8 protein-coding genes and 3 riboswitches are annotated in these 11,910 nt (G+C 44.2%); of the genes, 1 reads left to right on the plus strand and 7 read right to left on the minus strand.

The genetic code is table 11. The features are described from left to right. Window positions 1-25: 25 nt before the first annotated feature. The 6 genes from ACZ42W_RS17465 to larE all read right to left on the minus strand — a co-directional run bounded on the left by ACZ42W_RS17465 (window position 26) and on the right by larE (window position 8,773). Complete coding sequence (locus ACZ42W_RS17465; RefSeq protein ID WP_464166540.1) at window positions 26-2,191, minus strand: Tex family protein; 2,166 nt, start codon at window positions 2,189-2,191, stop codon at window positions 26-28. A 116-nt stretch (window positions 2,192-2,307) separates the two neighbouring features. Next, entirely contained in the window at window positions 2,308-3,501 is a 1,194-nt protein-coding gene (locus tag ACZ42W_RS17470; RefSeq protein WP_464166541.1) for an MFS transporter, read from the minus strand. A gap of 144 nt (window positions 3,502-3,645) precedes the next feature. After that, entirely contained in the window at window positions 3,646-4,671 is a 1,026-nt protein-coding gene (locus ACZ42W_RS17475; protein ID WP_464166542.1) for a homoserine dehydrogenase, read from the minus strand. A gap of 124 nt (window positions 4,672-4,795) precedes the next feature. Beyond that, window positions 4,796-4,897, minus strand: a riboswitch (SAM riboswitch). 20 nt (window positions 4,898-4,917) lie between these two features. Next, window positions 4,918-6,105 (minus strand): two-component system sensor histidine kinase NtrB, encoded by a 1,188-nt coding sequence (locus ACZ42W_RS17480; RefSeq protein ID WP_464166543.1) that lies wholly within the window; start codon window positions 6,103-6,105, stop codon window positions 4,918-4,920. A gap of 2 nt (window positions 6,106-6,107) precedes the next feature. Then, window positions 6,108-7,478, minus strand: a complete 1,371-nt coding sequence (locus ACZ42W_RS17485) for a sigma-54-dependent transcriptional regulator (RefSeq protein WP_464166544.1) — start codon at window positions 7,476-7,478, stop codon at window positions 6,108-6,110. Window positions 7,479-7,978: 500 nt separating this feature from the next. Further along, window positions 7,979-8,773: an ATP-dependent sacrificial sulfur transferase LarE gene (gene larE / locus ACZ42W_RS17490; protein ID WP_464166545.1), complete on the minus strand. Its 795-nt coding sequence runs from the start codon at window positions 8,771-8,773 to the stop codon at window positions 7,979-7,981. 325 nt (window positions 8,774-9,098) lie between these two features. Continuing rightward, window positions 9,099-9,195, plus strand: a riboswitch (SAM riboswitch). 134 nt (window positions 9,196-9,329) lie between these two features. After that, a riboswitch (SAM riboswitch) is annotated at window positions 9,330-9,432 on the plus strand. Window positions 9,433-9,498: 66 nt separating this feature from the next. On the opposite strand from larE, the gene ACZ42W_RS17495 reads away from it, so the two are divergent. Then, a complete protein-coding gene (locus ACZ42W_RS17495; protein WP_464171069.1) occupies window positions 9,499-10,665 on the plus strand; it encodes a PLP-dependent transferase in 1,167 nt (388 codons plus the stop codon). Window positions 10,666-10,849: 184 nt separating this feature from the next. On the opposite strand, the gene ACZ42W_RS17500 is transcribed toward ACZ42W_RS17495, so the two are convergent. Beyond that, window positions 10,850-11,902 carry a trigger factor gene (locus ACZ42W_RS17500; protein ID WP_464166546.1) on the minus strand — a complete coding sequence of 351 codons (1,053 nt, stop codon included), beginning with the start codon at window positions 11,900-11,902 and terminating at the stop codon, window positions 10,850-10,852. Window positions 11,903-11,910 lie beyond the last annotated feature (8 nt).

The raw sequence follows: 11,910 nt of genomic DNA on the forward strand, positions 1-11,910 counted from the left end.
TTTGTCCTCCAGTTTAATCCTAATTTTATATAGAAACCTGAGCATTCACAGGGATGTCCTTCATTGATAGACTGACTCGCTCCCGAGCCGAGTCAATTCCAAGGACCCGAACCTTCACGATATCACCGACTGAAAGGACTTCAATCGGGTGCTTAATAAACTTGTCACTTACTTGCGAGATATGAACTAATCCATCATGTTTCACTCCGATGTCAATGAAGGCGCCAAAATCGACGATGTTTCTCACCGTTCCTTCGAGAATCATCCCTTCCTTCAGATCTTCAAGGTGAGTTACATCCTGACGCAATTTAGGCCGTGGCAAATCTTCACGTGGGTCCCGTCCTGGGCGTTGTAGTGCGGAGAGTATATCCTTAACCGTCGGAATTCCTGCTTCAAATTCCTGGGCTAATTCTTCGGGACTCATTACTGCTAGAGCCAAGCGCACATCCGTGGACCGATCTCGTAAATCGTTTAGCGCGAAACCTGCCTTACGCAAAATATTCTCTGCCAATTCATATGACTCTGGGTGAACCGGCGTATTCTCCAAAGGATTCGCACCCTCTGGAATCCGAATAAAGCCTGCGCATTGAATATAGGTCTGTTCACCTAGCCTGGGAACTTTCTTGAGTTGAGCCCGCTTCTGGAACTTTCCATGCTCTTCTCGGTAAGCGACAATATTCTTCGCAATGGTTGGCTTGAGCCCTGCGACATACTGAAGAAGTGAAGGAGAGGCTGTATTCAAATCCACTCCTACTGCATTCACTGCCGACTCAACCACTCCTTGTAAGGACCCTTCAAGCCGCTTGGGTTGGACATCATGTTGGTATTGTCCGACTCCTACTGCTTTTGGTTCAATCTTTACAAGCTCGGCGAGTGGATCTTGTAGTCTACGAGCGATTGAAACTGCACTCCGTAAAGATAAATCAAACTCTGGGAATTCTTCTCCAGCGAGTTTCGAAGCGGAATATACAGACGCTCCTGCTTCACTGACGATGACATACTCAGAAGCTAAGCCACTCTCTCGAATGAGCTCCGCTGTAACTTCCTCAGTTTCGCGGGATGCTGTACCATTCCCAATCGCAATCACATCGACCTGATATTTATCAATCTCTTCCCGAAGGATCCTTTTAGCCTCTTCTCGCTTATTCTGAGGAGGATGAGGATAAATAACACCAACGTGGTGAAGCTTTCCTGTATCATCCACGACTGCGAATTTGCACCCGGTCCGGAAACCTGGATCGAGTCCTAGTACGACTTTTCCCCGTACAGGTGGTTGAAGGAGAAGTTGCCGTAAATTAGCAGCGAAAACCTTAATTGCTTGTTCCTCTGCTTTTTCCATGAGTTCAGCTCGAACTTCACGTTCAATGGAGGGAGCAATTAAGCGTTTATAGGAGTCTTCTGCTGCGTTGGCTACGAGTGCAGAGGAGGGTCCTTGCTTTACAAACACTTGGTTAATCAAGGCGAGGACTTGCTCTGGTGGTACTTCAACCTTCACTGTCAGAAACTCCTCTTTTTCTCCTCGATTCAGAGCAAGAATTCGGTGCGGGGGAATTCTTCTTACGGGCTCCCGATAGTCATAATACATCTCATAAGGAGAACGTTCCTCCGCTTTCTTTCCTGCAGTAACTAGGTCGGCCAGTCGAAACGTTGCTTCCCGAATCCGTTTGCGCATCGTGGCATTATCAGAGATCATCTCCGCTATAATATCCGACGCTCCACTCAAGGCCTCTTCACTGTTTTCTACCCCAAGTTCTGGGTTAATATACTTTTTAGCCTCTTCTACGGGTTGACCCTTGGGATATTGTTCCATAATCCATAGTGCCAGTGGTTCTAGGCCCTTTTCTTTGGCCACAGTAGCCCGTGTCCGACGTTTCTGCTTATATGGACGGTAGAGATCTTCCACTTCTTGAAGAATCTTTGCCTTTTGGATTTGATTCGCAAGTTCTTCCGTTAATTTTCCTTGCTCATCAATCAGTCGAAGGACTTCCCCTTTACGTTGCTCTAAATTCCGTAAATACTCTAAACGCTCGACGATGCTACGTAGAGCATTTTCATCGAGTTCCCCAGTAGCCTCTTTACGATATCGAGCTATAAAAGGAATTGTATTCCCTGCATCGAGAAGTTGAATCGCTTCTTTTACTTGATTCGGACGTAAGCCGATTTCTTGTGCAATCTGTTGAGTAAATTCCAAAGGTTAATACCTCCTATGTAGGAAACTAACAAGTTCTCAATTTTTTATTATAACATCCTTTTCCTAAAAAGCTAAAGAAAGAAAATAGAGCAGGCCACTTTAAGCCTGCTCATCGACTACTCGGTTCTACTCATTAACTCTTCTTTTTCTACACGTTTAAGCTTATAGAGGTGCATCGAGGTGATAAGAAGCAATCCCCAAAGGACAAAGACATACCCTTTCTGTCCCCCGATATCATACCCAATTGCTCCAATCGTCGGTCCTAGCATTTGACCTAGAATATTGCTTGTCTGGGAAAAGCTCATGTACTGTGCGACTTCTCCTTCTTGGGCAAGTGAAGCGATATAGGGAGTATACACCGCCGCCATTAGCATCTCTGCTAGGGTCATTAACCCTAATAAAAGATAGTAGCGGATAGCTCCACCTGGGAAGAGCAGTAAGCCCCAAGCCAAGGCAGACAAAGCAATTGCTATTCGGAGAAGTTTGAAGAACGAGAAGTCCTGCGTACGATTTGTGATAAAAACCTGTCCGACGACCACTCCTGCAGTGTTGATGAGAAGGAGGTAAGATAACGTCCTTCCTTTATCCTGAAAGGCGTCATTCACGACTACTGTAAAGGATGAAAAGAGTTGGAGCTGAACCATCAAAAAAAACACACCAGTAGTCACGGCCCATAGAAGTTGTCGATCTCTCTTCAACAATTTAAAAGCCCTCAGTGGATTTTTCATTTGGTTTGTCAAAATTTCATGCTTTTTTAAAGTCCTTCCCGTCTCACGCATAAGAAGCACCGTAAAACCCGTGAGCAGATACGCGACTATCGTACCGAGAATTGCTAACTCACGATGCGTAAAAAAGAGTAAACTGCCGACAAGAGGGCCAAGCGCAAAGCCCAAGTTTGCCATCATCCTGAGGATAGCAAAAGCTTCACGGTGACGATCCCGAGGGATGACTTCAGTGACCATCGCCATGGCTGCAGGACGATAAAAGTTGGAAAGGATTAGAAATAAGACATATCCCGCATACACCCATATAAAATTCGAATTCAACATTAGAGTAAGCACTAAGCCTGAGCCTACGAGAGAAAAAAGCATAATAGGCTTTCGACCGTAATAATCAGCCAATACCCCTCCCCAGGAGGTGCTAAACAGTTGAAAAAATTGAGGGAGTGCTGTCATGAGAGTAACCACCCAAGTCGGGAAGCCGCCTTCTTGCTTAAGGTATATCAACATGAAGGGGATAAACATAGAGCGACCAAATCCCGTAAGAAAATCCCCGAAAACCCTTAGCCAAAAGTCCATAGGAAACCGCATTTTGTTTTGCCTCACTTTAACATCTGATGATTAGAACAAAAACTATAATTTCGGCAACCTAGGAAGCTTTTCCTCCCACTGAATAACATTTTTCACTGACTACTGCTTCTTCCTCATTAGCAGAGTTTATCTTAACTGAAGATTTTACTTGGCAATAATTTCAACCCGCTGTTCGAGTAAAACCCTTTGTGCCACCTCTAACACATCGGATAACACTGCTCCACCCGTCGCTAAACCACCCGCACCAGGTCCCTTCCAGAACAAATTTCCGACCAGATGTGTTCTTAAGGATAATCCATTATCCACACCAGAAACTTGACTTAAGACATCATTTACGGGGAGCCACTCCAAACCAACCTTGGCCTTTATCCGTTCAAGTCCCACGAAATCTAAAGCTTCAGGATAGAGCAAAGAAGCCTTAGCCACTAATTTGGGGACACACCCTATTTTCTTTTGTTCCTCGATTTCTTCAGCGCTCACATCCTGAATTCCTGTGATATCAACGTCTTCAACCCGGATATTTATGTCAAAACATTCACGGCAAAGAATGACGAGTTTACAGGCAGCATCAAGTCCACTGACATCCATCGTCGGATCACTCTCAGCATAACCCGCTCTTTGTGCATCCAACAGTGCCTCTTCATATCCTTTTCCGGATTCAGCCATTTGCGTAAGGATAAAATTCGTAGTTCCATTTAAAATCCCACGTAGTTCTTCGACTCGATCCCCCAAAAGCCCATGCTGAATCGTTCTGAGGATCGGAATACCACCGAGTACACTTCCCTCGTAAAGCAACCGGACACCCTTCTTATAGGCAATTTCCTGTAATTCAACACCGTGAATTGCCAGCAAAAGTTTGTTTGCAGTAACTACATGCTTACCATTCAGAAGAGCCTGCTTGACATAGGAATACGTGGGGTGCTCATTTCCCATAACTTCAACGATTACGTTAATGTCCGGGTCCTGAAGGATATCTCCAGAATTCTTTGTTAAGGTAATGCCTTCGATTTCCCGTTCTTTAGTTAAATCGCGGACCAAAGCTTTCGTGATCTGGAGATTTCTCCCTAGATCCAGAACAATTTTATCTGAATGAGACAGTATCCCTTTCACCAGCCCTTGACCCACTGTTCCAAAGCCTAATAGTCCGATACGCACCGATTTTTCTTGCATAAACTCTTCCTCCCCCATCCATCTATCCGTCAAACAAGGTGACGATTCTATCCCATGTGTTGATTCGGAAGAATAAGAAAAGCCCTTCCATTCCAAGGAAGAGCTCTAACGTCATATGATCGTTCACTCATCTTCCAGGAATAATCCTGCAGGAATTAGCACCTCTGCCAAATAGGCCGGTTGCTGGGTTTCATCGGGCCAGTCCCTCCACCACTCTGGATGAGAAATATTCAATTTCTAAAACTATTATATGACAGGGGACAAATTAATGTCAATAGTTGTAGGTAAGGTTGTCGCTGCAGTGATTGGCAATAAAACCTCAGCCCTAACCCCACCTGACGATACGTTCGTTAAGGTAATCCTTCCTCGGTGCTGTTGAAGAATCCGATGAACTATGGAAAGACCTAACCCCGTTCCTTTTTCCTTTGTTGTATAAAAGGGATTGAACATATTGGCTATCACCTCGGCAGAAATTCCTGGACCTTGATCTGTAATGGCAAAGCCCACCCCTTCTTCGTTCCGTATCCCCTCGATGATAATTCTACCTCTCGGATTTTCGCTCTCCTTCTGGGCCTCTAAAGCGTTTATCAGTAGATTGAGTATCACTTGTTTCATCTGATCCCTATCCACCTCGACTGTAATTCCCACGACATCAGTAATTCTCAGTTCAAGAACCAGCCCTGCCTCTTCAATCAAAGGCTTCACGGTATCTGAACCCTCTTGTAGTAGTTCACTCAGACGAACAACTTGCCAGTTAGGTTCTTTCGGACGTGCAAAGCTCAAGAACTCCGTCAGCAATCGATTCAGTCTGTTTGTTTCTTCTTGCAAGACACGGCAATATTCAGAAACCGCTTGATCCCCAGACTTTTCCCTAGCAAGGAGTTGGATAGTCACCCGAATGATTCCCAAAGGGTTTCTGATTTCATGGGCTAAGCCCGCACTCAGCTGGCCTAGGGCTGTTAATCGTTCACTACGGCGAATCTCCGCCTCGAGACGCTGGCGTTCTTGGGCTTCTACTTCTAACTTCCTAACTAAGTCTTCCTTTACATCGAGCGCTTTCTTCAGATTCTGAGTTGCCTTCCTCTCTTGATCCACCAGAAAGCCTGTAAACCATCCAAAACCATTAATAAGAAGGATCTCTACCCACTGGGTATATTTCGCTTCTGTACTCATGGACATTTGATAGTCTGCCATAAACGGGAGAAACAAAACAGTGATAATTAATCCACTTCCGATTCCGCCAAAAGGTCCGAAGCGTATGGCAGCATAAATAACCGGAATATAGTAGCCAAACTGGAGAAGTAAATGGTAATCGACTGAATAGTGATAACTCGTATAGTGAATCCCTGTTAGCACAGAAATAAGCCCACTAATAATAAGTAAATCAAGGATAGTTCTTAACGGAAGCTTTCGTAACCCAAGATTCTTCGGCACGATCAATCCCTCCTGCTTTTTTGCCGGTCAATTCCGTGCTTCTCCAATCGGTAGAGAAAAGCATGCCGAGATAAGCCAAGGAGTTGTGCCGCATGCGTTTGATTCCCTTCCGCACGCTCTAAAGCTTGCTCCAGAAGAGATTTTTCCAATTCCTCTAGAGATATTCCTTCGGAAGGTAAGTTCAGCGGTTGATTTGCCCCTCCACGCTTCTCTTGCCTTAGCAAATCAGGTACCCACTCTACTCCAATCTCTTGATCTGGGCAAATAATAACCATTCGCTCCACAATATTTTGAAGTTCACGGACATTCCCGGGCCATTCGTAGCAAATAAACCTCTCTATGACCTCATCGCTAAATTTTTTCAGCGTCCCTGTGGGACTTAACTTCTGAAGAAAATGCTGAACTAAAAGCGGAATATCTTCTATCCTTTCCCTTAAAGGAGGAAGGTTAATTGGGAATACGCTCAGACGATAGTATAAATCTTCGCGGAAGCGCCCCTCCTTAGTTTCTGTCAAAAGATCTTTATTCGTTGCCGCGATAATTCGAACATCCACCTTAAGTGTCTTTACTCCGCCAACCCTTTCAAACGTACGTTCTTGGAGTACTCTTAACATCTTGGCCTGCACCCCAGGAGAGAGCTCACCGATTTCATCTAGGAAGAGCGTGCCACCATCAGCTAACTCAAAACGCCCTGCTTTACGGGCATGTGCTCCTGTAAAAGCTCCTTTCTCATGTCCAAACAGTTCGCTCTCCATAAGTGACTCAGGAAGGGCGGCACAATTCACCCGGATTAAGGGGCCTTCCCGGCGAGTGCTAGATGAATATATAGCATGTGCGACGAGTTCTTTGCCCGTACCCGACTCCCCTTGGAGAAGGACAGTCGCCGAGGTCGGAGCAACTCTTTCCACCAAGTTTAACACGGATTTCATGGGAGCACTGCGCCCTACCATTTGCTCCCATCCATGTTGCTCAGTGACTTCCTGCTTCAGATAGTTCACTTGTTGTCGCAGTGTCCTCAGTTCAAAGGCCTTGTCGACTGCCATAAGCAGTTCATCGATATCAAAAGGCTTCATGATATAGTCATAAGCTCCAAGTTTCATAGCCTCAACAGCCGTGGCCGTACTTCCATGGGCGGTCATCATAATAACCTGTAGCTCTGGAACTATGGTTTTGACTTCTCTTAAAACTTCAATTCCATCCATCTTCGGCATTTTTAAATCGAGCAAAATCAAATCAGGACGATCTTCTTGGATAGAATTAAGTGCCTCCTGCCCATTTTCAGCAGTTATTACCTCATAACCTACTTCCGAAAGCGCCTTGTCCAAGGCCCATCTCATATTCGCTTCATCATCAGCTATAAGAATTCTCTTCATATATCTCCACGTACCTTTCATATCAAGTGATTCTTAGCTTCAGATGGAGTTTGCCTAAGAGGAATACTTACTCCATCTGAAGCTAAGAATCACTTATCCAGGATTTAGCGCCACTTATCTCCCTCTTAAGAAGCGGGAGTCTTAGTGGCGATTAGTCATCGGACAAATGTACGAAATGAGGCAAGATTGTAGGTTTTCCTACAGTTATTCTTACATAAGAACCTGCAACCTACACTTAATAACTCTATAATCCTGTTAAATTCACAGCAAATCTCTGAATAAGTCAATAATATCCTTTTGGTATGTTTCTTGCAATTAAATATAGTGTCAATTCGCCGTCAATTTCTAGTAGGGTAAACTTGGAAGGGAAGTGTCAGTATGAAAGATAGTGAGACAAAAAAAGAAAGGTTTACTCCAAAACTGATGAGTAAAACCTTTCTTTATCTTATAGCTGGCACGGTGACTATTGGGCTAATAATCATCACTTATCTGTTATTAAATTAAAGGCTTTGGTTTAAGCTACCACTCCGAAAACCTTCTAGATCAAGCGTAACGTAAGTGAATCCAAGCTCTTTGAGCTTCCCTACAAGGGCCTCAGAATCGGCTTCTATGAGCTTAGAAAAATCTGCTTTGGGAACTTCCAAACGTGCTATGTCCTGATGATGTCTAACTCTCAAATTTCTGAACCCTAGCTCATTTAAGTATGTCTCTGCCTTTTCGACACGCTGTAGTTTTTCGATTGTTATTTCCTCGCCATAAGGGAAACGTGAGGAGAGGCAGGGACTTGAGGGTTTGTCCCATGTTGAGAGCCCCATTTCCTTTGAAAGCAGACGAATTTCATCTTTACTTAAGCCCGCTTCCTGTAACGGACTTCGGACACCCAATGCTCTAGCAGCCTGCATTCCCGGTCGATAATCTTTTAAATCATCCGCATTACTTCCATCGACTACCCATTGAATCTCCTTTTCTCGAGCGATACTTAGAAGCTTTGAAAACAATTCGTTTTTGCAATGAAAACAGCGATTTTTGGGATTAGAAACAAACTCCGCCTTCGCTAATTCCTCAGTCTTTATGACTTGATGTTTAGCCCCGATGACCTTAACCTGATTCATAGCGGTAGTGTAGTCTGATGTAGGCATAGTTTCAGATGAGCCAATAATAGCGAGGCATCTTTCACCTAAGACTTCATGTGCAACCTTTAAAAGAAAGGTGCTGTCAACTCCGCCAGAAAAAGCTACGATGACCGATTCCATTTCACGTATGATTTGTTTTAAATGATTCAGTTTAGATTCCATACTTAACCCCTCCGAATGTATCGAAATGTCCTCCGACTATTCCAATCTTAATACTTGGATTATAGATTATTTACTGAATCCTTTCAAGGCATCTGCACTTGTGGATCTTCTGTAATTGTATATGATTATCTGATCTCTATAAACCACAACTTGGAAATTAATCCTCCTATATAATCCTATCAAGAAAAACAAAGATATTCAATTATATTTATCTCAAACAACCGTATATGCCCGATTATATCTGTTGCAAATACTTACTCATTAGATTATCATATACGATAAGATTTTGATATCTGGTTGATTCCAACAATTAAATATCTGACAACTCTTATCAAGAGTGGCGGAGGGACTGGCCCGATGAAGCCCGGCAACCTGCATTATGCGAGGTGCTAATTCCAGAGAACCTTGTTCGAAGATAAGAGGACGTGAAGTAAAACCACGACCTCTTTTTGAGGTCGTTTTCATTTTCTTGGGAAGTTTCACTAAGGTTAAATTAATCAGAAGCGAGTTTTTCCTCGCATTTCTCAACACGAAAAAATATTGAACTGAATATCTGCTCTTATCCAGAGTGGCGGAGGGACTGGCCCGATGATGCTCGGCAACCAGCGATTAAAGCATGGTGCTAATTCCTGTAGGATGACAATCCTAACAGATGAGAGAAAACAAACCTCTTTTCTGTCTGAAGAGAGGTTTGTTTTTATATCTTCAAGCTTATCAAGGAGGAAATAGAATTGAACATTTTAACTGAACTTGCACAAATCGGAAATCGTATAGACCCCAAGGGGGCGATCAGCTTTCCAATCTACAATTCATCAACCTTTGCTCATCCAGGTTTAGGTGAAAGTACTGGGTTTGACTATTCCCGTACCGCCAACCCAACACGTCAAGTGCTTGAAGATGCCATTGCTCGCTTAGAAGAAGGAACAAAAGGTTATGCTTTTTCCTCGGGCATGGGAGCCATAACCACCATTCTAAGCTTATTTTCCCAAGGGGATCATCTCATCGTCACAGAGGATCTTTATGGCGGAACCTATCGCATCCTGAACGAAGTATTCAACCGCTTCGGACTACAGGTGAGCTTTGTCGATACCAGCAACCTTGAAGAGATTGAAAGGCAAATTCTCCCGAACACAAAAGCCATTTTTTCTGAAACTCCGACGAACCCCTTAATGAAGATTGCAGATCTTTATGGAATTGCTTCCCTGGCCCATTCACACGGACTCTTGAATATTGTGGACAACACGTTTCTTACCCCGTTTTTTCAAAAACCACTTAACTTAGGCGCAGATATTGTAATCCACAGTGGCACGAAGTATTTGGGAGGACATAATGACATCATTGCTGGCCTTGTGGTCGTAAAAGGCGAGGAATTAACCACACGCTTTGCGAGATTGCAAAATTCTCTAGGAGCTATACTGGGTCCCCAAGATTCTTGGTTAATGATCAGAGGCCTAAAAACTTTAGCACTGCGCATGAAGGCTCAAGAGGAAAACGCCAAGCAAATTGCCCAATGGTTAGTTAATCATCCCTCTGTAACAGACGTATACTACCCCGGTCTCGAGACCCACCCTGGATACTGTACTCAGTTGGCGCAAGCCTCCGGGTTTGGCGCCATGCTTTCTTTTCGAGTGACAGATGCCACCTTAATTCCGCAGGTTCTGAAATCCCTCCAGATTATTTCCTATGCCGAAAGTCTTGGCGGTGTTGAATCCTTAATCACTTACCCGTCCACCCAAACTCATGCAGATATTCCACAGGAAGTCCGCGAGCGACTTGGGGTGGATGACCGCCTCCTGCGCTTATCGGTTGGAATTGAGGGGGTTGAAGATTTAATTATCGACTTAGAGCAATCTTTAAAACGAGAGAATTATAATGAAACAACAAGGTTTTAATACCCGATTATTACACGATGCGGCAGACCGTGATCCCTTCATAGGTGCTGTAAGTACCCCCATCTATCAAGTGATCCATGATTTTGAAGCTTTATTGTAATCGATAAAATCAATGGACAGCCAGAATCCGGCTGTCCTTACTACTTGTGAGGTAAACTTTAGTTTGCCTATTAAGTTATAAGATTTATTTCAAATACTCGGGAAGTTCGTTCATAATATTCGTGGGTTTATTTTCGTAAAGGATAGCTTTGGTAACAATATAGTCGGCAACCTTTTCTAGTCGTATGGAATGCTTAATCTGATCTAAGGCCCCAGGTATCCCCTCAATACTCTTGCGGCGTGTTTCATAATCAGCAGTGAGTCCCATGAAAGAACCCTGTTGTTTGGAGATGGCTTCTTTAATGTCTTCTTCGGTGACTTCGGGTGAAATCTTTTCGGCGATGGCATTGAGAAGCAGGTTCTTTTTAACCGTTGTTTCAGCCTGGGGGCGGACTTCTTTTCTGAGATCGTCCATTGTGCGGCCAGAAGATTTCATGTAGTTTTCCATGACTTGCGGTCCCATCTGCATGCGGATCTGATTAATCTCGATCATGATCTGCTGCTCTATGATCTCTTCTTGAAGGGTAAAGGGATTTGCTTCTAGGAGTTGTTTCATCACGGCTTCTTTTTTGTGGATATGCGTTTTTTCTTGGGCCATCGCCTTGAAAGAGCTACGAATCTCTTCTGTTAGCGCTTCGATGGAATTAAAGGGGAGCTTTTCGAGCAGTTTTGCGTCATCGTTTTCAGCACCATGCTGCTTGCGCAGGCCGGCCAACTGCTGTGCCATGTCGTCTTCAGTGACAATAACCGGTGTATAAGTGGCCTCCAACCCTTCAAACTGTTTCAGCTCGAATTCGGGTTCAAGGCCAACACGGACTTCGACGATGCAGGGCTGCCCCAGTGCCATAGTCTTTGGCATGACCTTTGGGAACGTGATGGGATGAAGCCCCAATTCCTTAATTGCGCTCATATAATAGGAAGGCATAAGACTTTCTAACGCCTTGCCTGCTATTTTCTCCAGCTCAGGATATTGTCCCAACCGCACCTCGTTACTCAGGAACGCGGGCGCTGATTTTTTATCTTTTGCCGCCGTGGCTTTATGGTACTCTTCCATTAATGCTTTTTCAAAGGTCTTTGCATCGATGTTGATCTCAAAGATCGCCTCGTCTTTGCTGGCTTTGAGCAGTGTGGCAGACATAGTTCTCC

The sequence above is a fragment of the Desulfitobacterium elongatum genome (genome assembly GCF_055378975.1).